At 67.8% G+C, this 22,650-nt stretch carries 21 protein-coding genes and 1 pseudogene; 8 read left to right on the top strand and 14 right to left on the bottom strand.

Translation table 11 applies throughout. The annotated features are described in order from the left end of the window. The first annotated feature begins 369 nt into the window (after positions 1–369). Complete coding sequence (locus K8940_RS08620; RefSeq protein ID WP_223394688.1) at positions 370–1,923, top strand: tryptophan halogenase family protein; 1,554 nt, start codon at positions 370–372, stop codon at positions 1,921–1,923. 22 nt (positions 1,924–1,945) lie between these two features. Here the strand turns inward: K8940_RS08620 and K8940_RS08615 are convergent, their stop codons facing one another. The 5 genes from K8940_RS08615 to K8940_RS08595 form a co-directional block, all read right to left on the bottom strand. Continuing rightward, positions 1,946–2,515, bottom strand: coding sequence for a hypothetical protein (locus K8940_RS08615; RefSeq protein ID WP_223394686.1), 570 nt, complete (start codon positions 2,513–2,515; stop codon positions 1,946–1,948). 197 nt (positions 2,516–2,712) lie between these two features. Continuing rightward, the gene (locus K8940_RS08610; protein WP_223394684.1) at positions 2,713–3,645 is read right to left on the bottom strand and encodes an iron-containing redox enzyme family protein; all 933 of its coding nucleotides are present in this window, start codon (positions 3,643–3,645) and stop codon (positions 2,713–2,715) included. 60 nt (positions 3,646–3,705) lie between these two features. Next, positions 3,706–3,990 carry a hypothetical protein gene (locus K8940_RS08605; RefSeq protein ID WP_223394682.1) on the bottom strand — a complete coding sequence of 95 codons (285 nt, stop codon included), beginning with the start codon at positions 3,988–3,990 and terminating at the stop codon, positions 3,706–3,708. A gap of 270 nt (positions 3,991–4,260) precedes the next feature. After that, on the bottom strand, positions 4,261–4,695 hold the full coding sequence (locus K8940_RS08600) for a YciI family protein (protein ID WP_223394680.1): 435 nt from the start codon (positions 4,693–4,695) through the stop codon (positions 4,261–4,263). A 150-nt stretch (positions 4,696–4,845) separates the two neighbouring features. Then, on the bottom strand, positions 4,846–6,210 hold the full coding sequence (locus K8940_RS08595; protein ID WP_223394678.1) for a cation:proton antiporter: 1,365 nt from the start codon (positions 6,208–6,210) through the stop codon (positions 4,846–4,848). A gap of 211 nt (positions 6,211–6,421) precedes the next feature. On the opposite strand from K8940_RS08595, the gene K8940_RS08590 reads away from it, so the two are divergent. Both K8940_RS08590 and K8940_RS08585 read left to right on the top strand, forming a co-directional pair. After that, positions 6,422–6,685 (top strand): type II toxin-antitoxin system Phd/YefM family antitoxin, encoded by a 264-nt coding sequence (locus K8940_RS08590; RefSeq protein WP_223394676.1) that lies wholly within the window; start codon positions 6,422–6,424, stop codon positions 6,683–6,685. Further along, positions 6,685–7,200: a PIN domain-containing protein gene (locus K8940_RS08585; RefSeq protein ID WP_223394674.1), complete on the top strand. Its 516-nt coding sequence runs from the start codon at positions 6,685–6,687 to the stop codon at positions 7,198–7,200. Before K8940_RS08590 ends, K8940_RS08585 begins: the two co-directional genes overlap by 1 nt. A 3-nt stretch (positions 7,201–7,203) precedes the next feature. On the opposite strand, the gene K8940_RS08580 is transcribed toward K8940_RS08585, so the two are convergent. Together K8940_RS08580 and pip are read right to left on the bottom strand one after the other, a co-directional pair. Beyond that, positions 7,204–7,908 (bottom strand): hypothetical protein, encoded by a 705-nt coding sequence (locus K8940_RS08580; protein WP_223394672.1) that lies wholly within the window; start codon positions 7,906–7,908, stop codon positions 7,204–7,206. Positions 7,909–7,996: 88 nt separating this feature from the next. Then, positions 7,997–9,082, bottom strand: coding sequence for a prolyl aminopeptidase (pip, locus tag K8940_RS08575; protein ID WP_223394670.1), 1,086 nt, complete (start codon positions 9,080–9,082; stop codon positions 7,997–7,999). A 90-nt stretch (positions 9,083–9,172) separates the two neighbouring features. Here pip and K8940_RS08570 point away from each other — a divergent pair, with 90 nt between their 5' ends. From K8940_RS08570 to K8940_RS08555, 4 genes and pseudogenes are all read left to right on the top strand, one after another. Continuing rightward, positions 9,173–9,481 (top strand): DUF1244 domain-containing protein, encoded by a 309-nt coding sequence (locus K8940_RS08570; RefSeq protein ID WP_223394668.1) that lies wholly within the window; start codon positions 9,173–9,175, stop codon positions 9,479–9,481. Positions 9,482–9,543: 62 nt separating this feature from the next. Continuing rightward, positions 9,544–10,233: a helix-turn-helix domain-containing protein gene (locus K8940_RS08565; RefSeq protein ID WP_223394666.1), complete on the top strand. Its 690-nt coding sequence runs from the start codon at positions 9,544–9,546 to the stop codon at positions 10,231–10,233. A 277-nt stretch (positions 10,234–10,510) separates the two neighbouring features. Beyond that, positions 10,511–10,660: pseudogene (locus K8940_RS23940) on the top strand (hypothetical protein); the annotation flags it as partial. A 293-nt stretch (positions 10,661–10,953) separates the two neighbouring features. Continuing rightward, positions 10,954–11,292 (top strand): hypothetical protein, encoded by a 339-nt coding sequence (locus tag K8940_RS08555; RefSeq protein ID WP_223394664.1) that lies wholly within the window; start codon positions 10,954–10,956, stop codon positions 11,290–11,292. Here the strand turns inward: K8940_RS08555 and K8940_RS08550 are convergent. From K8940_RS08550 to K8940_RS08520, 7 genes are all read right to left on the bottom strand, one after another. Next, positions 11,282–12,388: a sugar kinase gene (locus K8940_RS08550; RefSeq protein ID WP_223394662.1), complete on the bottom strand. Its 1,107-nt coding sequence runs from the start codon at positions 12,386–12,388 to the stop codon at positions 11,282–11,284. The genes K8940_RS08555 and K8940_RS08550 overlap by 11 nt on opposite strands. Positions 12,389–12,394: 6 nt before the next feature. Continuing rightward, positions 12,395–13,069: a bifunctional 4-hydroxy-2-oxoglutarate aldolase/2-dehydro-3-deoxy-phosphogluconate aldolase gene (locus tag K8940_RS08545; RefSeq protein ID WP_013078701.1), complete on the bottom strand. Its 675-nt coding sequence runs from the start codon at positions 13,067–13,069 to the stop codon at positions 12,395–12,397. 572 nt (positions 13,070–13,641) lie between these two features. Beyond that, positions 13,642–16,371 carry a phosphoenolpyruvate carboxylase gene (ppc, locus tag K8940_RS08540; protein ID WP_223394660.1) on the bottom strand — a complete coding sequence of 910 codons (2,730 nt, stop codon included), beginning with the start codon at positions 16,369–16,371 and terminating at the stop codon, positions 13,642–13,644. A gap of 177 nt (positions 16,372–16,548) precedes the next feature. Continuing rightward, positions 16,549–17,307 (bottom strand): 2-dehydro-3-deoxy-D-gluconate 5-dehydrogenase KduD, encoded by a 759-nt coding sequence (gene kduD / locus K8940_RS08535; RefSeq protein WP_223394658.1) that lies wholly within the window; start codon positions 17,305–17,307, stop codon positions 16,549–16,551. 138 nt (positions 17,308–17,445) lie between these two features. Further along, complete coding sequence (gene kduI / locus K8940_RS08530; RefSeq protein ID WP_223394656.1) at positions 17,446–18,288, bottom strand: 5-dehydro-4-deoxy-D-glucuronate isomerase; 843 nt, start codon at positions 18,286–18,288, stop codon at positions 17,446–17,448. A 24-nt stretch (positions 18,289–18,312) separates the two neighbouring features. Next, a complete protein-coding gene (gene uxaC / locus K8940_RS08525) occupies positions 18,313–19,779 on the bottom strand; it encodes a glucuronate isomerase (RefSeq protein ID WP_223394654.1) in 1,467 nt (488 codons plus the stop codon). Positions 19,780–19,875: 96 nt separating this feature from the next. After that, positions 19,876–20,964: a LacI family DNA-binding transcriptional regulator gene (locus tag K8940_RS08520; protein ID WP_223394652.1), complete on the bottom strand. Its 1,089-nt coding sequence runs from the start codon at positions 20,962–20,964 to the stop codon at positions 19,876–19,878. A gap of 160 nt (positions 20,965–21,124) precedes the next feature. Between K8940_RS08520 and K8940_RS08515 the strand changes: the two genes are divergently transcribed. Further along, positions 21,125–22,633, top strand: a complete 1,509-nt coding sequence (locus tag K8940_RS08515; protein ID WP_223394650.1) for a UxaA family hydrolase — start codon at positions 21,125–21,127, stop codon at positions 22,631–22,633. Positions 22,634–22,650 lie beyond the last annotated feature (17 nt).

The raw sequence follows: 22,650 nt of genomic DNA, 5'->3' as shown, positions 1-22,650 counted from the left end.
TCGCGACAATGCTCAGAATGAGGGCTCGCCTCTCCAACATGCGCATCCACTCCCCTTCCGACGAAAAAGTCTAAGCCCAAGCTTTGGAGGCTGTCATCAGCACGCCTTGGGGCTGATCGACGTTCAGCTCTGAGCCCCGAATCCGCTCATCCCCGCGAAAGCGGGGACCCAAGCCGAGTCAGGCGATTAATTCCGGCGCTCAACGCATGCAGAGAGGCCGCTTGGGTCCCCGCTTTCGCGGGGATGAGCGGGTGATGGAGGCCAGGATCCAATCTTGATGAATGTGCCCTAGAAGTGGCGCTGCCCAACGTCATCCCCAGCCCTTCAAACTTTCCTCCCCTTTCCCCGAACCCTGCTATCTAGATTTCCATGCAGCGCAGGCGAAGCATCCTGATCGTGGGCGGCGGGACGGCCGGGTGGCTGACGGCCGCCTATCTGGCCAAGGCGCTGCGCGTGGCCGAGCAGGCGCACTTGGAGATCACCCTGCTGGAGTCGCCCGAGATCGGGATCATCGGCGTCGGCGAGGCCACCTTCCCCACCATCCGCAACACCCTGCGGTTCCTCGGCATCGACGAGGCGCGGTTCATCCGCGAGACCTCCGCCACCTTCAAGCAGGGCATCCGCTTCGTCGACTGGGCCCGCGCGCCCGAGGACGGCAAGCATCACAGCTTCTTCCATCCGTTCGAGGCGCCGTTCTCGACCGAGGGGACCAGTCTCGCCCCCTACTGGCTGCTGCAGGACGAGACCGGCCGGACCCCGTTCGCCGAGGCCGTCACCATCCAGGCCCGCGTCGCCGACGCGGCCCGCGCGCCCAAGCGCCCGCACGAGAGCGACTTCGCCGGGCCGCTGAACTACGCCTACCACTTCGACGCCGCCAAGCTGGCCGGGGTGCTGGCCGAGCGGGCCCGCGAGCTGGGCGTCAAGCATCTGCGCGGCAACCTCTCCGAAGCCGTGCTGGACGAGACCGGGGCCATCGCCCGGGTCGTCAGCCCCGAGCACGGCGACCTCTCCGCCGACCTCTATGTCGACTGCACCGGCTTCCGGGCCGAACTGATCGGCAAGGCCCTGGGCGCGCCGTTCAAGTCGGCGCGCTCCATCCTGTTCGCCGATCGCGCCGTGGCCTGCCGCGCGCCCTACGAGCGGCCGGACGCGCCGATCCAGAGCTACACCGTCGCCACCGCCCACGAGGCCGGCTGGACCTGGGACATCGCCCTGGCCCACGGGCGCGGCGTCGGCTGCGTCTATTCCAGCGACCACATCGACGACGACCGGGCCGAGACGATCCTGCGGGACTATCTGGGCGGCGCCGAAATCGAGACGCGCCGGATCGCCTTCGACGCGGGCTATCGCGAGCGGCAATGGATCAAGAACTGCGTGGCCGTGGGCCTGTCCGCCGGCTTCCTGGAGCCGCTGGAGTCTACGGGTGTCGTGCTGATCGAGGCGGCCGTGGCGATGATCGCCGAGCTCTTCCCCCACTCGGGTCCCGTCTCGGCCCCGGCCCGCCGCTTCAACGAGCTGATGACGGCGCGCTACGACAACATCATCGTCTTCCTGAAGCTGCACTACGCCCTGAGCAAAAGGCCCGAGCGGTTCTGGCGCGAGAACACGCTGCCCGACTCGATCCCGGAACGGCTGGCCGACCTGCTGGAGCAGTGGCGCCATCGCCCGCCGGCGCGGTTCGACTTCATCCTGGATCTCGAGACCTTCGCCTTCTTCAACTACCAGTACATCCTGTACGGCATGGGATTCCGCACCGACCTGACGGACGGGGCCGGCGAGTTTCCCGACGTGGCGGGCGCGGCCAAGCTGTTCGCCAAGATCCGCGGCTTCGCGGACCGGGCCACCCAGGACCTGCCCAGTCACCGCGACCTGATCGCCCAGATCAACCGCTTCGGCTTCGACAAGGCGCTGGAAGGCGCGTAGGCCGCCCCTCCCCGCCAGGTCATCACCGCATGGTGCGATGCAGCCGGTGCATGTCGTCGCGCCGCGTCCCGCCGATCGCGGCGGCGACGCTGGCGGAGAAGGCGCTGGTCAGGGCGCCGACACCCAGGAACAGCGAAAGCTGCGCGCCGATATGGGCGGCCCGCAGCATCTCGGCCGGGGATGGCGCGGCCGTGGTCGCGTCGGGAGCCGCGAGAACGCCCAGCAGCAGCAGGCCCACGACGCTGGCCGCCCAGGCCAGGAGACCGTGGGCGGTGTCGCGGAAGTGGACCTCGTGGTCGTGGACGTGCAGCCACTTGGTCCGCAAGCGGCCGGCCAGATAGCCGCCCAGCATGCTGGCCACGATCTGGCAGGCCACGAAGGCCGCGCCCACGATCGGCGTGAAATCCTCCGCCGAGACCCCGCCAGGCCAGCGCGGGGACACCTTCAGGCCGAACCCGGCGCAGAGCGACAGGAGGACGAACAGCATGGCGATGCTCGCCGCGGCCCCGGCCAGGATCGCATCCCAGCTGACCGCCGACTGCAGCTCGTCCGGCGCGACGTCAGGGGTGATGAAATCGGATCCGTTGGACATGACCGGATCCTCAGAAGTGATGCGTGCAGAAGGCGAGAAGCAGGATGATGGGAAGCGGCACCCCGAGAAGCATCAGAAGGATCGATCGCATTCGCTTGAACATCCCTGATTGGCGACAAGGCCGGGCCGCTCTGGCCTGGCCACGATTGTCTGAACAACGGCGCGGCTGTGGCGCCGGTTCCGGAGGACGGCCGCCGCTATTCGGCCGCGTAGACCAGCGGATGGGCGTGGGCCCAGAGGTGGGCGCGGTAGGTGTCGAAGCACTGCTCGCCGCAGATCAGCCGCATGACCGCGCCCTCGGCGATGAAGCGGGCGCGGGACGGGTCCTCCGACACCAGCGGGACCAGGGCCTCGGCGTTCCAGGCCTTGGAATGCTCGATGTCGAGTTGGGCGTGCAGGGCGAAATACTTGCGGGCCTCGGGCGAGACGCCGACGCGCTTCAGGCCGGCGTCGACGCAGGCCACGCGGGTCGGAGCGGTCAGCTCGACCACGCCCAGGGCGCCGATCGACTGCCAGACATAGCGGCGCGTGGTGGCGAAGGCGGTCATGGTGTTGGCCAGGCACAGCGATTGCCAGAGCGTGGTGTCGATGGTCGGCGTCAGGCCCAACGTCGCCGTCGTCCGCGACAGCATCGGGCCGTGCATGCCGCGCGCGCTGCCCCGCCCCATCTCGTCCCAGTAGTTGCGGGCCAGCTCCAGCTTGGCGCGATCGGGGACCTTGACCTGGGTCATGGCCACCAGGTCGTCGAAGCCGGCCTCGCCGGCCGCTTCCTGGGTCAGGAACCACTTGAGGTCCTCCAGCGAGGCCTCGCCCTCCAGCCAGTCGAACAGCGGGTCCCACTGGCCGGGGCCATGGTCCTTCAGCGCTTCGAACCAGGTGATGAACCCTTCGGCGTCTTGAGGGACGTCTTCGACCAGCGGCGCGACGTGGCTCCGGAAGGCCTCGATGAACGCGCCCTCGATCCGGCGCATCAGGATCTCGCGGTCGAGATCCTCCCGCCAGTCGTCGCTCGGCGCGCTCGGCGCCAGACGGTCATGGTTCCAATGCGCCAGGCCCCTGTGCAGGGCCTCGGCGTCGGGAAATCGCGGGCTGAACGCGCCCAGGCGCGAAAGACGGTCGCCACCGTACACGGCATCTCTCCGGGATCGTGGAAAAGAAAGGAGGGCCGCGCGAAGGCGGCCCTCACTGGATCAGCGTTCGGCGCCGCCGTCGCCCGTGCGGCCGGGGCGGATGTCGCCGTTGCCGCCGGCCAGGCCGCCGTCGTCCAGACCGTCCTGGTCCGTGCCTTCGACGCCTTCATTCTGGCGACGGTCGCGGTCGGCCTGCTGGTTCTGCTGGCCCGGCTGGGCCTGCTGGGGGTTCTGCTGCTGCTGCGGCGGCTGGGTTTCGCCTTGCTGGTTCTGCTGACCGGCTTGCTGACGCTGGGCGTCGTTCGGTTGCTGCTGCAGGCCTTGGTTGTCGCGGGTCTCGTTCATGGTCGTCTGCGTCCCTGATGATTGGCCACGCCGAAAAGGCGGAGGCGAGGAGGCAAACGGCGCTCGACAGGATTGCGTTCCTATGTCGGAAACGCGACTCCGACAGAAGCTAAACCACTGACTTCACGATAGGATCTGGGCTGGATCGACACCTAGCCTAGAGCATCTCAAGCCCGCTCATCCCCGCCTTCGCGGGGATTGAGCGGCGATGGAGCATGAAATCGGGGTGGGCCAGCTGAGCGGCGCCCCCCGAAGCCGCCCCCCCCGCCCTCACGCCACGCCGAGCCGTCCGCGATCCCCGTCGCGTGGCGTCGCCAGCTCCTCGGGCGTGACGAACTCGGCCAGGTCCTCGACCTCGTAGAACGGCCGCAACTCCATCTCGCTTCGGCCGGCCGTGACGGCGGGCGCCCGCCGGGCCCAAGCCACGGCCTCATCCATGTCCTTGACCTCCCAGATCGAGAAGCCGGCGATCAACTCCTTGGTTTCGGCGAACGGTCCGTCGAGGACCATGCGCTCACCGCCATTGATGACGACGCGCTTGGCCTGGGCGTCGTTCTTGAGGCCGGCGGCGGCGACGAAGACGCCGGCCGCGACCAGCTCCTCGGTGAACCGATCCATCGCCGCGAACGCTTCCAGCTGTTCCGGCGTGGGGGCCGCACCCGAGATGCTGTCCCCACTGGCCTTCGCGAACACCATGACCCGCATTGTCCGTCTCCCTGTTCGAGCCGCGCCCGTCTGGACGCCTCGGGACAAGGACGAACCGGCTCGCCGCCAGCCGACATCGCGCCGTGACTATTTTTCCAAAGAAAAAGGGCCCGCCGAAGCGGGCCCAGGATCATGCCTCTCGAAGGATCGTCAGGCCCGCGCCGCGTCGGGCACCGCGCCCAGCTCGCCGCTCTCGCGGGCCTTCTTGCCGTAGACCACCTCGAACAGCGGGCTGGCCATGACCGTGGTGACGATCGCCATCAGCACCAGCATCGAGAACAGGGTCGGGCCGATGATGCCCTTCTGCAGGCCGATGTTGATGATGATCAGCTCCATCAGGCCGCGCGAGTTCATCAGGGCGCCGATGCCCATGGCGGTCGCATGGTTCTCGCCGGTGACGCGGGCGGCGATGTAGCAGGCGCCCCACTTGGCCAGGATCGAGCAGGCCAGGATTCCCAGGGCGATCAGCAGCAGCTGGGGCGAGTTGACCATGTCCATCCGGGTGTTGAGGCCGGAATAGGTGAAGAACATCGGCAGCAGCATGACCACCGCGACGGGCTCGACCTTGCGCTTCAGCTCCTCGACCAGCTTGCCGCGCGGCATGACCACGCCGAGGATGAAGCCGCCGAAGATGGCGTGGATGCCCACCGCGTCCATCAGGAAGGCCGAGGTGCAGAAGGCCAGCAGGACCAGCGCCAGCACGGTCGGGCTCATCTCGCCGTCGCGCTCGACCATGCGGCCCAGCGGGGCCAGGATCCTGGGACCGAACGTGGTGACGAACAGCACCCACAGCAGGCCGCCGCCGATGGCCAGGCCCGCCACGCCGGGGCCGCCGCCGAACGTCGCCAGCACCAGGGCCAGCACGCACCACGAGACGGCGTCATCGAAGGCGCCGGCGGTCAGGGACAGCGTACCCAGCGAGGTCTTGGCCAGGCCGCGCTCGTTGATGATGCGGGCCAGCATCGGGAAGGCGGTCAGGGCGATGCAGGCGCCCATGAACAGGGTGGCGTTCGCCTGGCTGATGCCCGCGGCGAACAGGCCCGGGACCTTCAGCAGGAACGGCGTGATCAGCGCGGCGATGACGAACGGCGCGGCGATGCCGGCGAACGACACGCTCATGGCGCTCTTGGCCTTGGCCTTGAAGTGGCCGGCCTGAAAGCTGGTGCCGACCATGAACATGTAGAGGCCCACGCCCAGCTGGGCGCCGACATACAGCACGCTCTTGGTCTCCTTGGGGAACAGGGCCAGCTGGAAGTGCGGGAACAGCAGGCCCAGCAGCGACGGACCCAGCACCACGCCGGCGATCATCTCGCCCACGACCTGGGGCTGCTTCAGCAGTTTCTGGCCCAGCCAGCCGACGACGCGGCAGGTCAGGATGATCACGGCCAGTTGCAGGAAGAAGTGAACGCTGAAGTCGGTCGGCGAGAAGCTCTTCACCGCCGCCTTGGTCGCAGGTCCGTGCGCGTTCAGCACATCGGCCGCCGTGGCGAACGTCTGCGCGAATAGGTCTGACACCGTCTTAGCCCCCTAATGAATGTCGTCTGGCTTTGCGCCTTGGCCCCATGCCGCGCAGGAAAACGGTGCGAGCGCAATGCGTCGAAAGCGTTTTTGACAACCTTGTCAGTCGATTGTTTTCGTTGGCCAATTATCTGTTGCCGTAACGACACGATGTAGTAACGTACCTACAAGACAGCCCTGTCATCGCTACCGGGGGCGCGGCCTCGTCATGAAGATCATCACCAGTCGCGCGTTCAATCAGGACGTCAGCCAGGCCAAGCGCGCGGCGCGAATCGAACCGGTGTTCGTCACCGATCGCGGCCGCCCCACCCACGTGCTGATGAGCGTCGAGACCTATCGCCGGCTGATCGGCCAGACCGAGACCATCGTCGACCTCCTGGCCATGCCTGGCCTGCCCGCCGTCGACCTGCCCCCCATCGACCTGGAAGGGGCCCGCCAGCCCGAGACCTGGGACCGCCGGAGCGAGCCCTGATGCACCTCCTCGACACCGACATCGTCTTCCAGCTGCGCGACGCCAAGGCCGGCGGCGCGGATCCGGGCCTGACCGCCTGGGCCGCCAAGGCCGCCCGCTCCAGCCTGTTCGTCTCGGCCCTGACCCTGCTGGAGCTGGAGAGCGCCGCCAGCCGCGCTGAGCGCAAGGACAAGACCCTCAAGAACCGGAATGGCGGCGCGTCCCTGCGCGACTGGCTGGACAACCGCGTCGTCCCCGCCTTCGAGGGCCGGATCCTGGCGATCGACGTCGCCGTGGTCCGCCGCCGGGCCCACGTGCCCCTGGCCGACCCGCGCGACGCCCTGCTGGCCGCCACGGCGCTGGAGCATGGCCTGACCCTGACCACCCGATCCCCCGCCGCCTTCGCCAAGGTCCCGCGTCTGAAGGTGTTCGACCCGGTCGGCTACAAGCCCGAGGCGCTCGACGACGAAGAAGACTGGGGCCAGGCCGCCAAGGCCGGTTCGCAGTGGCTGCGGAACATCTTCGTGCGGGGCTAGGACCTACGGCACGCCGGTCGCGTCCGAAGCCGCCACGCGCAGGGTGGTGAACGGCGCCAGCGGGGCGTTGACGGGGATCGGGACCGGCTCGGCCGCCACCTGGACAGGCGCGGGCGGCGCGGCGGGCTGGGCCGCCACGAACACCGGCTTGGGCGCGGGCTTGGCGGCGACGAAGACGGTGCGGTTCCCCTTGCAGGTGCCGGCGTTGTAGAGGCCCTTCAGGTAGCCGCGCCGCACGAAGCCGGCCTTGATGGCGTCGCGCACCTGCTGGTCGTGGCGCTCGGCCCCGGTCAGGCGGCGGACCCAGCCGCGCATCGGGATGACGTCAGTGATGGTGCTGGCCACCACGCCCAGGACGGGCTTGCCCATCCCCTCGCCCTTGTTGTCGTCCTTGGGGTCGTCGTAGTCGTCGCCCAGCACGGCGTCGAGGGTGTCGATCTCGGCCTTCAGCGGCTCGCACCCTGTCTTGGGCGGCGCATAGGGGTCGGCGACGGCCTGCTTCAGCAGGTCGGGGATCTGGGAACGCACGACGTTGATATCGCGCAGCGGCGCGACCACGGCCGAGCCCAGGTTGTCGGTGTTGGCCTCCGCCGAGGTCTGGGGAACCTTGGCCTTGTCCTGCTTGCCCGCCAGCGCCGCGTCGGCCGCCCCCATCCCCACGCACAGCGCCAGCACGGCCACGGAAAGCCTTTGAACTGGCGACGACATCTTCGCGACCTCGCACGATTGAACCACGGCAGAACAACCCGGGACTCGCCCGGGCCGTTCCGTCGAGGCGCGCGATCGTGATGACCCGCTAGATCCGGGGCAGACCGTCCATGATCGCCGTCAGGGCCAGCACCGTCTGGGCCTCCATGGCGCTGTGGCCCGCGTCGGTGCGGACATAGGTCGCCGGCGGCAGACCCGCCGCCTCCAGGGCCTGGACCAGCCGCGAGGCCTGGGTCAGCGGGCAGACCTGGTCGAAGCGACCGTGGACGATGTGGACCGGAACACCCTTCAGCGCGCCCACGCCGCTGGTGATCTCGTCGGGCCTCAGGAACAGGTGGTTGGCGAAGAAGTGGGCCTCGATCTGGGCGAAGCACAGGGCGAACTCGGCCTCGCCGAACTTGCCCGCGTCCTCGTCGGCCGGGATCATGTTCGAGATCGTCCCCTCCCACACCGACCACGCCAGGGCCGCCTCCAGCTGGCGCCGGCGCTCGGCGTCCGTCGTCGGCACCATGTCGAAGATCGCCTTGTAGGCGCCCATCATGTCGCCCCGCCGGTCGGCCGGAATGACCTCGACAAAGACCTTCCACTCGTCGGGATAGGCGATGTAGGCGCCAGGCTCGGTCAGGGCGTACGGCTGCGTCTCGAACGTCGCCGCATTGCCCTGGTACATGTAGAGCAGGTCCTCCTTGGACCCGAGGAAGATGCCGCGCAGGATCAGCGAGGCGACCTTGTCCGGATTGCGGATGGCGTAGACCAGGGCCAGGGTGCTGCCCCAGCTGCCGCCGAAGACATGCATCTTGCCGGTGATTCCCAGCGCCTCGCGCAGGGCGTTGATGTCGGCGACCAGGTGGTCGGTGGTGTTGTGGGCCAGGGCCTTCTCCGGCCCGTCGGCGGCCACGGTCGGCCGGCTCTTGCCGCAGCCGCGCTGGTCGAACAGGATCACGCGATAGCGGTCGGGATCGAAGAACCGCGACATCACCGGCGCGCAGGCCCCGCCCGGCCCGCCGTGCAGGAACATCACCGGCTCGCCGTCGGCGCGGCCGTATTCCTCCCAGTAGAGCTCGTGGTCGGGCGCGGTGTCGACGCGGAGCCATCCGGTGCGCAGCGGCGCGCCCTGCGGATAGGTCCACTCGTCCGTGACCTTGCTGGTCGTCCGAAGCCGCGAGAAGTCCATGGTCGAATCCTGTCGAAAGAGGCCGCGCACTCTCGCGCTCATTCGGCTTAGTCTCTAGACAAAATGCGGCCTGAACCCGGATCGAAGACCATGACCCTCGAGATCGAAGACCGCCACGCCGCCGCCGCCTTCCGCCGCCTGGTCGAGCATCTCCAGATGCGCGCCGACGCCCAGAACATCGACCTGATGGGCCTGGCCGGCTTCTGCCGCAACTGCCTGGGCGATTGGGTCAGCGAAGCGTCCGAAGGCGCGATCAGCAAGGACGACGCCCGCACGGCCGTCCACGGCATGCCGGCCGCCGAGTGGAAGACCAAGCATCAGAAGCCCGCCACGCCAGAGCAGTTGGCCCGCATGGAAGAAAGCCTGGCGGTGAACGCGAAACTGCGCGGCGAGGTCTAGCGCCGCTGTTGCGGGCCTCGACCGAAGCGTGCTGACCTGCCCCCATTCGTCCTGGGGCTTCCATGTCTGACCTTTCGCGCCTGTCCGACGCCGAGCGCCGGACCTTGCTGCTGCTAGCCCAGGGCCACACCGCCAAGAGCGCCGCCGACTTGCTTGGCGCGTCCGAAGCCGCCGTCAACGAGCGACTGCGCGAGGCGCGCCGCAAGACCGGCGTCGGCAGCAGTCGAGAGCTGGCGCGCCTTGTCGCCCAAGAAAGTCGTGACGAGAAAATCGGGGTGGTCGGACACGGCGGCGGTGCGGCAATCGAGGCGCGTGTCTTCAACCTGCGGGCCCGCTGGCCCGTGCTTCTGGGAGTCTCCGCCTTGGTCATCCTGGCTTCCGTCGTTGGCGCGTTCACCGCTCTGGCCGTCTCCGGCCAAGCCGCCCCCGACCCCGCCACGCCGCCGCGCGTGGTCGCCACCTATCCCAAGCCGGGCGACGTCGTCCCGGCGGGCCCGTTGACGCTGAAGGTGACGTTCGACCGGCCGATGCAGCCAAAGAGCTTCGCCTTCGTGATGCGCGATCGCGAGAGCTACCCCAACTGCCCTGCCCCACCGACCCAATCGCCGGACGGCAAGAGCTACAGCCTGAACTGCACGGTGCAGGCCGGCAGGACGTACCTGGTTGGCTTCAACAGCCCCAGCAATCGATTCTTCAAGTCGCTGGCCGACGTCCCGGCGGCGCCGGTGGTGGTGTCGTTCTCGGCGAAGTAGCGCGCCAACGCTCGTCAAGGAACGGGCGTAGAACCCCTCTCTCTTTGAGAGAGGGAGGGGCCCATGCGCAGCATGGGAGGGTGAGAGGTTTCACCCATTCTGGATTGGGCGCGGCCGCAAGATACTGGAAGAAAAGATGATTTCGAGGTTGTCCTCGTAACCTCTCGCCCTCCCACGCCTAACGGCGCGGGCCCCTCCCTCTCTCGAAGAGAGAGGGTTTCCAGAGGCGTTCGACGAGCGTTCCCGCCTTTTCATCCTCCCCTCCCAAAGCGGCCCTATCCTGCTTCCACCTCGAAGCACTGGGGAGGGCGCGCGGCCAGCGACCTTCGCGGCTTTGGGGGGCGGTCGAGCGGGGACAGGTTCGAGGGGGATACTCGAACGGTCCGGGGATCTGGTTGCTGGCCAGACCCGCCCGCCGTCGGCGTGGTTGGAGGCAAAAGGGCGCGTCTGGCTGCAAGCCCGTCCTCTCCTACCGCTAGGGCTCTCGGAAACGGGAGACCTGGGTCCCGGTAAGGCCTGAACAGGGCCACCCGACGGGACGCTGATGGAAAACGATCGCGCGAGGCGTCGGGCTTCGTCGAAAACGGTAATTACTACTCACACTCCGGACGAACGTCCGGCGCCTCGCATCCCTCCCCTAACCTCACGGTCGCACCGCTGAGCGGTTTCCACGCGCCCCAATCCTCCCCCTAGCGGGGGAGGATTTCAGGAGCTCCCCAAATGCCCCTTCCTCGAAAGCCACGGCTGAAGCGCTCCACCAGCGGCACCCGCGCCAGCCGGCGCTACGTCCGCGACAAAGATCGTCTGAAAGTCATGATCATGGCCCGGTTCATCGCGCTTCACGACCAGATCGAGCGACGCAAGCAATACACCTATCGCGGCGCATATGGCGCGATCAGCTACTTCAAGCCCGGAGAGCCCATTCCACCGGGCTACCAGAAGGTCGAATGCGACGAGGACGGCAACGAAACGCCGCCCTACGTCAAAGAAAAAGCCCCCGGCCTTACGGCCGAGGGCTTCTCCTCGCTCTTCAAAGAGAAAGAGGCGTTTAGCGGATGACCCGCGCGCCCTTGCCCTTCATCACGGCCTCGACTTCCGCCTGGCGCACCATCGAGGTGTCGCCCGGGGTGGTCATGGCCAGGGCGCCGTGAGCCGCGCCGTACTCGACGGCGGCCTGGGGGCCCTTGCCTTCCATGAAGCCGAACGCCAGGCCCGAAGCGAAGCCGTCGCCGCCGCCGACGCGGTCGTAGATCTCGAGGTTCTCGCGCATCATCGACGAGTAGAACTCGCCGCCGGCGTACAGGATCGCCGACCAGTCGTTGACCGAAGCGGTCTTGGCGTTGCGCAGGGTGGTGGCGGCGACCTTGAAGTTCGGGAACTGCTTCACAGCGGTCTCGATCATCTTCTTGAAGTTGGCCGGGTCAATCGCGCTGATGTGCTCGTCCAGGCCTTCGACTTCGAAGCCCAGGCAGGCGGTGAAGTCTTCTTCGTTGCCGATCATCACGTCGACGTACTGGGCGATGTGACGGTTGACCTTCTGGGCGCCTTCCTTGCCGCCCTGGGACTTCCACAGCGAGGCGCGGTAGTTCAGGTCGTAGGAGATGACGGTGCCGTACTTGCGGGCCACTTCCACGGCTTCGATCACCGCTTCGGCCGTGTTGCTGGCCAGGGCCGCGAAGATGCCGCCGGTGTGGAACCAGCGCACGCCTTCCTCGCCGAACAGCTTTTCCCAGTTCACTTCACCGGGGCGGATCTGCGAGGCGGCCGAGTGGCCACGGTCCGAGCAGCCCAGGGCCGGACGAACGCCGAAGCCCTTCTCCGTGAAGTTCAGGCCGACGCGAGTGTTGCGGCCCAGGCCGTCGAAGTCGCGCCAGATGATGTGGGAGGTGTCGACACCGCCCTGCATCATCAGATCCTCGACCAGCCAGCCCAGGTCGTTCACCGGCAGGGCGGTGACGGCGGTCGAGCGCTTGCCCCAGCACTTCCGGAAAGCGCGGGCGACGTTGTATTCGCCGCCGCCTTCCCAGACCTGGAACTGACGGGCGTTGCGCACCCGGCCGAAGCCCGGGTCGAAACGCAGCATCACTTCACCGAAGGAAGCGCAGTCCCACTTGGTTTCCGAAGCCGGGCGGATGTTGAGGATGTTGTCGGTCATTTGGTCTTAGGCCTTCCCACGAACCTTCTTGATCAGGTCTACCGTCTCGCGGACCTTCTTGGAGATGCCCGCGTAGTCCTTGGCGTCCAGCAGCTCTTGCGTGATCAGCTTGGAGCCCATGCCGGCGGCGACGATGCCAGCGCCGAACCACTTCTTCACCGAGGCCTCGTCCGGATCGACGCCGCCCGTCGGCATGATGCGGGTCCAGGGCATCGGGCCCAGCACCGCCTTGACGAAATCGGGGCCGCCGACCGACGAGCCCGGGAACACCTTGACGATTTCGCAGCCCAGTTCCTCGGCGTACGAGATTTCCGAGGCCGAACCGCAGCCCGGCGAATACGGGATCTTGCGACGGTTGCAGACCTTGGCGACGTCGGCGTTCAGGATCGGGCCGACGACGAACTTGGCGCCGTTGGCGATGTAGATGCCGGCGGTCGGGGCGTCGACGATCGAGCCCACGCCCATGATCACGCGCGGATCGGCCTTATCGAAGTAGCGGGTCACTTCGTAGAAGACGTGGCTGGCGAAGTCGCCGCGGTTGGTGAACTCGATGCAGGGCGCGCCGCCGTCGGCGCAGGCCTGGATCACGTTCTTACAGACCTCGACGTCCGGGTGGTAGAACACCGGGATCACGCCCTGGTCCATCAGGGCGGTCAGCACCGCCATACGGTCTTTCACCATCTCAAACTCCTTCCCGAAGGATCGTTCTTGCGCGGATGGCTTTTGGGGCCGCCGCGCGCGCAATATTTCGCCGGTAGTGGCTCAGGGCGTTCCCTTAGACCGCGTTGGGCGCGAGCGCCACACCGGGCTTGCCGCAACGTCAAACTTAAGGGTCTCGCGGCGCGGAATTCACAGGCTGGTCCTGGACCATCGGCCTGTCCGCGTGAAATCGCTGGTCGTCGCTTCCTTCCCCGAACCTCTTTCCGTCGGCGCTTCCCGCACGCGCCGAGCGCAAAATTGAGGGCGTCGGATTTCGCCGACGCCCCAAAAGTTTGCGCAGGAGCGAGCTCAAAGAGCCGCAAACGAGACGGACCAACCACGACGCTGAATCCGAACCGTTATGACACCGGTGTCACCGAAGACCAGGAAAGTGGCCAAGCCACTTCGCTACCGGTGTCATGCGCACATAATCAGAAACCGCCGGTTCGCGCAAGCGCCGCGAAGCCTGGTTTTGGCGGCCAGCAAGACTTTGAAATTCATCAGGTTTGGATATCCGCCGCCCCGGCGCGCGCCAGGGCGGTCGGACAGAAGGCTCAGCCCGTATTGCGCAGGCCGGCGGCGATGCCGGCCACGGTCAGCTGGATGGCCAGGCGCAGTTCCTCGTCCTGGTCCCCGCCCCGGCGGCGCGACAGCAGCTCCAGTTGCAGGTGGTTCAGCGGGTCGACCGAACGGCCAGCCAGGGCCACCGACTCGGCAAGGTCAGGCTGGTTGTCCAGCAGGGCCGAACCGCCCCGGATGGCCAGGGCCAGGCCCGAGGCGGCCTCGTGCTCGCGCTGGATGGCCGCGAAGATCCGCGCGGCGTCGGCCTTGTCCGGAGACAGATCGACGTAGCGGCTGGCGATGCCCATGTGGCTCTGGGCCAGGGCCAGCTCCATGTTGGACAGGAGGGAGGCGAAGAAATCGAAGTTGCCGGCCAGGTCGCGCAGCTGCTCGACCGACAGGCCGGCCCGCTCGACGCCCGAGGCGAAACCGTACCAGCCCGGCAGCATGAAGCGAGCCTGCGACCAGCTGAACACCCACGGGATGGCCCGCAGGTCCTCGATCTTGCGGCTGGCGGTGCGGCTGGCCGGGCGGCTGCCGATGTTGAGGCCGACGATCTCGCTGATCGGCGTGACCGACCAGAAGAAGTCCTCGAAGGCCGGGTCGTCATAGACCAGGGCCCGGAAGCCGTGGAACGAGGCCTCGGCCAGGGCGGTCATGGCGGCCTCGACCTTGGGGTCGGGCTTGAGGACCGGGCGCTCGCTGGACATCAGCACGGCGGCGGCCAGGCCGTCGAGGTTTCGGCGGGCGGTGGGCTGGTCGCCGAAGCGGCGGGCGATCATCTCGCCCTGCTCGGTCATGCGGATGCGGCCCTGGACGGTGCCGGCGGGCTGGGCCAGCACGGCCTCGGCGGCCGGCCCCCCGCCCCGCCCGACGCTGCCGCCGCGGCCGTGGAACAGCTGCAGGCCCACGCCCATGCGGTCGGCCTCGAAGGCCAGGGCCGAGGCCCCCTTCGCCACGCCCCGACGGGAGGCGACATAGCCGCCGTCCTTGTTCGAGTCCGAGTAGCCGAGCATGATTTCCTGCACCGGCCGGTCGCCCAGGATGGTCCGCGACAACGGCAGCTCCAGCCACTGGCGCAGCACGGCCGGGCCGTTCTCCAGGTCGCCGATGGTCTCGAACAGCGGCGCGACCTTGACCGAGGCGCGCGGCGCGGCGCCGCCCCAGACCAGGCCGACCTGCTTGAGAAGCACCAGCGGCTCGAGAATGTCGGACAGGGTCGCCGACTTCGAAATGATATAGGCCCCGATGCAGCCGTGGCCGTAGTCGCGCACCGCCTGGGCGGCGGCTTCCATGGTGGCCAGCTCCTTGCTGGTCTCCTCGCTGTAGGCGGTGAACGGCGAGACCAGGGGACGCTGGTGCGACAGCTCCTCGATCAGGACCTTGCAGCGGGCCGCCTCGTCCAGCTTGAGGTAGGCGACGCCCGTGCCGGCCCGCTGGAACAGCTCGTCCAGGGTGCGCTCGTGGACGTCGGCGTTCTGGCGCAGGTCCAGGCTCATCAGGTGGAAGCCGCAGGCCTTGGCCACCTCGACCAGGGTGCGCAAGGCCGAGCCGACCAGACGCTCGCCGCCGTTGCGCTCCAGGCTGTCGATAATGATCGACAGGTCGGCGACAAAGGCGTCCGGGTGGCCGTAGGGTTCGACATCCGTCCGGCCATTGGCGAAGGCGACCCATTGGTTGGTCAGCTTCTGCGACACCGCCGAGAGACGATCGAAGATCAGCTCCAGCGCCAGGCGGTAGGGCTCGTCCAGCCGGTGAACGGACGGATCCTTGCTCTGGGCGGCCAGGGCCAGCAGCTCCTCCGAGACCGGGGTGTAGGCGGTCGAGACCGCCAGGTTCGACCACAGCTTGCGCACCTCGCCAGCGTACCAGTCGAGGATCACGCGGGACTGGCTGGCGAAGGCCAGCTTCAGCGTGTCGCCGTTGACGCCGGGGTGGCCGTCGCGGTCGCCGCCCAGCCACGAGCCCATCTTCAACAGCGGCGCGAGATGGCCGTGCGAGCCGATCTTGGCCGTCCAGTCGCCATACAGGTCGATGATCGCCGGCAGGATCGAAGTGCGAACGATCGACAGGGCGTTGCGAATCTCGTCCTTCACGGTGATCCGCTCGGGACGGTACAGGCGGGTCCGCCACATCAGGGCGATCTCGCGGAACAGCCCCTCGCGGATCTCGGCGTCTAGGTCCGGCGGCAGGTGGTGGCGGCGCAGGGCCATCAGGCGCGAGATCTCGGTCTCGCGGTCGACCATGCTGCGGCGGCGCACCTCGGTGGGGTGGGCGGTCAGCACCGGCACGACGTTCATGGCCGCGAAGATCTTGGCCAGCTCCGCGTCGGTCTTGCCGTGGTCCTTCAGGATGCGGACGGCGTCGATCAGGGTGCGGGGGCGCTCGTCGCCCGGCTGGGCGTCGACCTCGGCGTGGCGGCGGCGGCCGGCGACGTCCTCGCCGATATTGGCCAGCAGCGAATGGCTGGCGAAGGCGCGGGCCAGGAACACGGCCTGGTCGGTCGAGAGGTTGGAGAACAGGTGGTCCAGCACCGGGGCGTCGCCGTTGGCCACGTCCTCGCGCGACGCCGCCATCCGCGCCTTGGCCACCAGGGCGGCGGCCTCCTCCCCCTCCAGATAGGTGATCGCCTCGATCAGCAGATCGCTGAGCAGATTGGCGTTCTGGCGGACGTGGCGGCTGGTCGGGCGGTCGGCGTCGATCGACAGGGCCGGGTTGCGCATGCGCGGACTCCAGGGGCGACGAAGGCCGCCGCCCCGTACTGGAATGGATCAAGAGAGCGCGTCAGAGGACTCCCCTCCCCTGACGTCGCGGCGCCCTCTACCGCGCTTCACCGGGCGGGAAAAGCCACCCGGCACAATGGTTGCGCTACCATCGTGTATTTGCGCGGATTTGTTTCGCTAGCGGGCCAGCCAGCCGCCGTCGACGGGCAAGGTAATGCCCTGGACGTAGTCCGCGGCCGACGAGGCCAGGAACACGGCGGCGCCGCCGATGTCCTCCGGACGGCCCCAGCGGCCGGCCGGGATGCGGGCCAGAATGGCGGCGTTGCGGTCCTGATCGGCGCGCAGGGCCTCGGTGTTGTTGGTGTCGAAATAGCCCGGCGCGATGGCGTTGACGTTGATCCCCTTGGTCGCCCACTCGTTGGCCAGGATCTTGGTCAGGCCGGCCAGGCCCGACTTGGCGGCCGTGTACGACGGCACGCGGATGCCGCCCTGGAACGAGAGCAAGGAGGCGATATTGATCACCTTGCCGCCGGTCTCCTGCTTGATGGCCTGCTTGGCGAAGGCCTGGGTCAGGAAGAAGACGACCTTCAGGTTGGTGTCCATCACCGCGTCCCAGTCGGCTTCCGAGAACTCGATCGAGTCGGCGCGACGGATGATGCCGGCGTTGTTGACCAGGATGTCGACCTTGCCGAACGCGGAGACGGTCTCGTCGATCACGCGCTGGACGGGCTCGACCGAGCCGAAGTCGGCCTTGATCGACAGAAACTTGCGGCCCAGGGCCTCGATGGCCTTCTGGGTCTCGGTCGGCTCGCTGCGGCCCGCGGCGGCGATGTCCGCGCCGGCGGCAGCCAGGGCGATGGCGATCCCCTGCCCGATCCCGGTGTTGGCGCCGGTGACGAGCGCGACCTTGCCTTCGAGGCTGAACGGATTGGCCATGTCGAGTTCCTGTTCAAAATAGGTGTCATCCCGGACGACCTGAAAGGTCGATCCGGGACCGCCACGTTCGCTTGCGGCGGTCCCGGCTCTACGCTGCGCTCCGGCCGGGATGATACGGGAGCGCGTGGCCTCGCGGCCCTACTTCAGCTGGCAGATATCCAGCACGTTCATGTCGGTGTAGTCGAGGTTCTCGCCGCCCATCGCCCAGATGAAGGTGTAGTTGGCGGTGCCCGAGCCCATGTGGATCGACCACGGCGGGCTCATCACGGCTTCCTCGTTGGCGATCACGATGTGACGCATCTCGTCCGGCTCGCCCATGTAGTGGAAGACCCGGTCGTTCTCGCCCAGGCCGAAGTAGAAATAGGCTTCCGAGCGGCGGTCGTGCAGGTGCGGCGGCATGGTGTTCCAGACGCTGCCCGGCTTCAGCACGGTCATGCCCAGCAGCAGCTGGGCCGACTTGCAGGTGGTCGGGACGATGTACTGGTAGATCGTGCGCTCGTTGCTGGTTTCCAGCGCGCCGCGCTCCAGGGCGACGGCGTCGGCGAAGGCCAGCTTCTTGGTTTCAAACGAAGCGTGGGCCGGCAGGCTGACCAGGTAGAAGCGCGCGGCTTCACCGTTCAGGCCTTCGAAGGTCACGTCCTTGGCGCCCATGGTGACGTACAGGCCGTCACGCGGAACGATCTCGTAGGCCACGCCGTCGACGGTGATCTTGCCGGTGGTTTCGCCGACATTGATCACGCCCAGCTCGCGGCGCTCCAGGAACGGGTGGCCGGCGGCCGAGGCGGGCTCGGTCTGGTCGGGCAGCTTGACGGCCGAAGTAGCCACCACGCCACCGACGACGAAGCGTTCGGCGTGGTTGTAGGTCAGGACGATCTGGCCGTCCTGGAACAGGCCCTGCATCAGGTAACGGTCGCGCAGGTCGTCGTTGCTGACCGCGAACATCATGTCCGGATGGGTGGCGTGGTAGGTCTTGGCGAACATCGGGAAGTCTCCGGAAGGGTGTTCTTATTCGGCGGCGGCGGGCAGCACCGAGGTGGGACGAGCCCAATCGGGACGCTGATCCAGCTTGTAGGCCTTCTTAGGCAGGTTGTACGTCAGGTCGACGATGAGGTCCTCGGCTTCGACGAGGTCCATACGATGTTCGGCGACCATGCGGGCGAGGAAAGCGCTGTCGACGCGGCGTGCGACGTCGTGTCGAGCGGGGATGGAGAGGAAGGCGCGGGTGTCGTCGTTGAAGCCGACGGTGTTGTAGAAGCCGGCGGTCTCGGTGACCTGCTCGCGGAAGCGCATCATGCCTTCGGGGCTGTCGTGGAACCACCAGGACGGACCCAGCTTCAGCACTGGATAGTGACCGGCCAGCGGGGCCAGTTCGCGGCTGTAGGTGGTCTCGTCCAGGGTGAACAGGATCACCGACAGGCGCGGGTCGTTGCCCAGGCGGGTCAGCAGGGGTTTGAGCGCATCGACATATTCGGTGCGCATCGGGATGTCGGCGCCCTTGTCGCGGCCGTGGGAGTTCAGCAGGCCGACATTGTGGTTGCGGTGCGAGCCGGGGTGGATCTGCATGACCAGGCCGTCGTCCAGGCTCATCTTGGCCATCTCGGTCAGCATCTGGGCCCGGAACAGCTCGGCCTTCTGCGGCGTGACGTCGCCCTTCACCAGGTCGGCGAACAAGGCCTCGGCCTCGACGTCCGACAGGTCGGCGGTGGCCGCCGTCGGGTGGCCGTGATCCGAAGACGTCGCCCCGGCCTCGATGAAGGCCTGCCGGCGCAGGCGGTGGGCCTCCAGGTAGCTCTTCCAGCTGTAGACGTCCTGGCCCGAGACCTCGGCGAAGCGCTCGAAGGCGCGCGGACCGCGCTCGTCCTCGAAGTCGATGACCGCGTCGGGGCGATAGGCGGTGATCACATGGCCGCCCCAGCCGCTCTCGCGAATGGCCTGGTGGTGCTTGAGGACCTCGTGCGGGCCCTCGGTGGTGGCCAGGGTCTCGATGTTGAAGCGGTCGAACAGGGCCCGGGGCCGATAGGCGTCGGTGGCCAGGGCCTCGTTGATGCGGTCGAAATAGTCGTCGGCGGTCGTCGCGTCGAAAACCTCCGTGAAGCCGAACACCTTCGAGAACACGTGGTTCAGCCAGATCCACGAGGGCGTGCCGCGGAAGAGGTGGAAGTTCTGGGCCAGCAGCCTCCAGGCCGCGCGCGGATCGGTGGCCGGAACGCCGGCCTTGGAGCGCACCTTCAGGGCGTCCAGCGAGACGCCCTGGCTGTAGAGCATCCGAAACAGATAGTGGTCGGGCGCCAGCAGCAGGTCGGTGGCGTCCTGGAACGGTTCGTTGGTCGCGAACCAGGCCGGGTCGGTGTGGCCGTGCGGGCTGATGATCGGCAGGTCCTTGACCAGCCCATACAGCCCCCGCGCGTACGACCGCGTCGTCGCGTCCGCCGGGAACAACCGATCTTCATGGAAATTCAGAGGCCTGGGCATGGCTGTGCGTCTGCTCCCTATCTCACCGGCGGCCGCTGCGGCCCGCTTGGTAACCGGTGTCATGATCCGATGCAACCCGAAGGGGCCGCGAATGCTCTAGACGGGAACCGGCCCGGAGGACTCGCGCACCACCAGGCTCGGCTCGGTCTTGGTCATGTCGCGCGGCTCGCGCCGCTCGACGCCGATCAGCTTCTCGGCGGCCATCTTGCCGATCTCGCGGGTCGGGGTGTGGACCGTGGTCAGCGGCGGCCAGACGGCCTGAGCGATCTGGAAGTCGTCGAAGCCGACGACAGACAGGTCTTGCGGCACCGACAGGCCCGCCTTGCGCGCCGATTGCAGAACGCCCGCGGCCATCTCGTCGTTGCCGCAGAAGATCGCCGTCGGACGCGGGGTCCGCGCCAGCAGGACGTCGCCACAGGCCACGCCGGACTCGAAGGTGTAGGCGCCCTGGACGATGTCCTTCTCGGCCAGCTTCAGCCCGGCCTCGGCCAGGCCGTCCTCGAAGCCCCCTCGCCGCTCGTGCGAAGAGCGGAAGGTGTCGGGACCCGAGATGAAGGCGATGCGCTTGTGACCCAGCTCGATGATGTGGCGCGCGGCCTGGCCCGCGCCCATGCGGTCGTGACCGACGATCATGTGCTCGGGCTTGTCCAGCTCGACCGAGGCGATGCGGATGTACGAGCAGCCGATCTCGTTCAGCAGCTTGGCGACGCGGTCGTCCTCCGACACCGACGGCGGCAGCACCACGCCAAACAGCTTCTGACGCTCCACGAAGGCGCGGATGTCCTGCAGGAAGGTCGGGCTGGCGCGGTTGCAGGGGTGGACAACCAGCTCGAAGCCCGAGCCGCGCATGCCGTCCAGCAGCCCCAGCTGCATGTTCACGACATATTGCGGGTTGGGGTTGTCGTAGATCATGCCGATCAGGAACGAGCGGCGGAACGCCAGGCCCCGCGCCTGCGGGTCGGGGGCGTAGCCCCACTCGGCGATCACCGCCTCGATCCGCTCGCGGGTTTCGTCGCGGACGAACGGCGACTGATTGATGACCCGAGAGACGGTCTTCTTCGACACGCCCGCCAGACGCGCGATGTCGTTGATCGTGGCGCGGCGGCGACCGCCCTCCACGCCGTTCTCACTGCCCTCGGGACTCGAGGCTTCCGGGGACGAGGAAGGCGTCTTCGAAGAGGTCACGGCGTTTCCAGCAGCCTAAGTCATTTTCTTTTGTCATACTCTAGCGGCGCAAGCGTCGCCAACCTAGGACGAAACGTCTGCTTGCGAGCAGACTGACACCGGTTACCATGTCACTGAACGTCTAAATTGACGACACTCCTTCCAGCGACGACGATCCGAGATGACTGAAACCACCCTGGCCAAACGCGAATCGATCCACCCGGTGGACCCTCGCGACCACGTGGCGACCGCCCTGCGCGACCTCGTCGCCGGTGAGACGCTGGAGCTGCACGGCCAGCCGATCACGGTGCGCATCGACATCCCCAAGGGTCACAAGATCGCTATTCGCTCTGCCAGCGCTGGCGAAGACGTCCTGAAGTACGGCTGGCCGATCGGCCGGGCGGTCGTCGACATCGCGGTCGGCGACCATGTCCACGTCCACAACGTCCACACCCGCCTGGAGGGCGTCGAGGGCTACAGCTTCGCTCCGACCGCGCCGGAGCCGCACGCCGAAGCCCCGGCTCGCACCTTCGACGGCTATCGCCGCAAGAACGGCCGGGCCGGCACCCGCAACGAGATCTGGGTGCTGTGCACGGTCGGCTGCGTAGCCAACACCGCCCGCCGCATCGCCGAGAAGGCCAACCAGCGCTTCGCCGGTCGTGTCGACGGCGTCTTCGCCTTCCCCCACCCGTTCGGCTGCTCGCAGCTGGGCGACGACCTTTCCCACACCCGCAAGCTGATCGCCGCCCTGGCCAGTCATCCCAACGCCGGCGGCGTGCTGCTGCTGGGCCTGGGCTGCGAGAACAACCAATTGAAGGCCCTGCTCGACAGCGCGCCGGAGATCGACCGCGATCGCCTGAAGAGCTTCACCACCCAGATGGTCGAGGACGAACTCGAGGACGGCCTGGCCGCCGTCGAGGCCCTGGTCGAGATCGCCGAGCGGGATCGCCGCGAGCCCATCCCGGTGTCGGACCTGGTCGTGGGCCTGAAGTGCGGCGGTTCGGACGGCTTCTCGGGCGTCACCGCCAATCCGCTGGTCGGCCGCATCGCCGACAAGGTCGCCGACGCCGGCGGCACCCCGGTCCTGACCGAGATCCCCGAGGTCTTCGGCGCCGAGAACGTGCTGCTGCAGCGCGCCGCCAGCCGCGCGATCTTCGACGAGGCCGTCGGGGTGATCGACGACTTCAAGCGCTACTTCATCGACAACAACCAGCCGATCTATGAGAACCCGTCGCCCGGCAACATCGCCGGCGGCATCACCACCCTGGAGGAGAAGTCCCTGGGCGCGGTGCAGAAGGGCGGCCGGGCCCAGCTGGTCGAGGTGCTGCGCTACGGCGAGAAGGTCGGCCCGCACGGCCTGACCCTGCTGGAGGCGCCCGGCAACGACGCGGTGTCGTCGACGGCCCTGACCGCCGCCGGGGCCACGGTGATCCTGTTCACCACCGGTCGCGGCACGCCGCTGGGCTTTCCCGCCCCGACCCTGAAGATCGCCTCGAATTCGGGCTTGGCCCAGCGCAAGCCCGGCTGGATCGACTTCGACGCCGGCCAGGTGCTGGAAGGCGTCTCGATGGACGAGGCCGCCGACCGCCTGATGGACCTCGTGGTCGACACCGCCTCGGGCAAGGCCACCAAGGCCGAGCTGAACGGCGAGCGCGAGATCGCCATCTGGAAATCGGGCGTGACGCTCTAGACCGGAAAATGGTCAAG

Origin of the sequence: Caulobacter segnis (genome assembly GCF_019931575.1) — a bacterium.
Taxonomy (GTDB): Bacteria; Pseudomonadota; Alphaproteobacteria; order Caulobacterales; family Caulobacteraceae; genus Caulobacter; species Caulobacter segnis_C.
Note: the sequence above shows the minus strand (reverse complement) of the source record. Positions and strands in the feature narration are given on the sequence as shown.

Bases quoted from the DNA above. Each gene is read 5' to 3' on its own strand.
- kduI (WP_223394656.1), bottom strand. From the start codon at position 18,288: ATGTTCGCCAAGACCTACCACGCCACCCATCCGGACATGATGTTCGCG.
- K8940_RS08590 (WP_223394676.1), top strand. From the start codon at position 6,422: ATGAAGATCATCACCAGTCGCGCGTTCAATCAGGACGTCAGCCAGGCC.
- K8940_RS08570 (WP_223394668.1), top strand. From the start codon at position 9,173: ATGACCCTCGAGATCGAAGACCGCCACGCCGCCGCCGCCTTCCGCCGC.
- pip (WP_223394670.1), bottom strand. From the start codon at position 9,082: ATGGACTTCTCGCGGCTTCGGACGACCAGCAAGGTCACGGACGAGTGG.
- K8940_RS08615 (WP_223394686.1), bottom strand. From the start codon at position 2,515: ATGTCCAACGGATCCGATTTCATCACCCCTGACGTCGCGCCGGACGAG.
- K8940_RS08620 (WP_223394688.1), top strand. From the start codon at position 370: ATGCAGCGCAGGCGAAGCATCCTGATCGTGGGCGGCGGGACGGCCGGG.
- kduD (WP_223394658.1), bottom strand. From the start codon at position 17,307: ATGGCCAATCCGTTCAGCCTCGAAGGCAAGGTCGCGCTCGTCACCGGC.
- K8940_RS08605 (WP_223394682.1), bottom strand. From the start codon at position 3,990: ATGAACGAGACCCGCGACAACCAAGGCCTGCAGCAGCAACCGAACGAC.
- K8940_RS08545 (WP_013078701.1), bottom strand. From the start codon at position 13,069: ATGGTGAAAGACCGTATGGCGGTGCTGACCGCCCTGATGGACCAGGGC.
- ppc (WP_223394660.1), bottom strand. From the start codon at position 16,371: ATGCGCAACCCGGCCCTGTCGATCGACGCCGACCGCCCGACCAGCCGC.
- K8940_RS08600 (WP_223394680.1), bottom strand. From the start codon at position 4,695: ATGCGGGTCATGGTGTTCGCGAAGGCCAGTGGGGACAGCATCTCGGGT.
- K8940_RS08555 (WP_223394664.1), top strand. From the start codon at position 10,954: ATGCCCCTTCCTCGAAAGCCACGGCTGAAGCGCTCCACCAGCGGCACC.
- K8940_RS08515 (WP_223394650.1), top strand. From the start codon at position 21,125: ATGACTGAAACCACCCTGGCCAAACGCGAATCGATCCACCCGGTGGAC.
- K8940_RS08550 (WP_223394662.1), bottom strand. From the start codon at position 12,388: ATGACCGACAACATCCTCAACATCCGCCCGGCTTCGGAAACCAAGTGG.
- uxaC (WP_223394654.1), bottom strand. From the start codon at position 19,779: ATGCCCAGGCCTCTGAATTTCCATGAAGATCGGTTGTTCCCGGCGGAC.
- K8940_RS08585 (WP_223394674.1), top strand. From the start codon at position 6,685: ATGCACCTCCTCGACACCGACATCGTCTTCCAGCTGCGCGACGCCAAG.
- K8940_RS08580 (WP_223394672.1), bottom strand. From the start codon at position 7,908: ATGTCGTCGCCAGTTCAAAGGCTTTCCGTGGCCGTGCTGGCGCTGTGC.
- K8940_RS08565 (WP_223394666.1), top strand. From the start codon at position 9,544: ATGTCTGACCTTTCGCGCCTGTCCGACGCCGAGCGCCGGACCTTGCTG.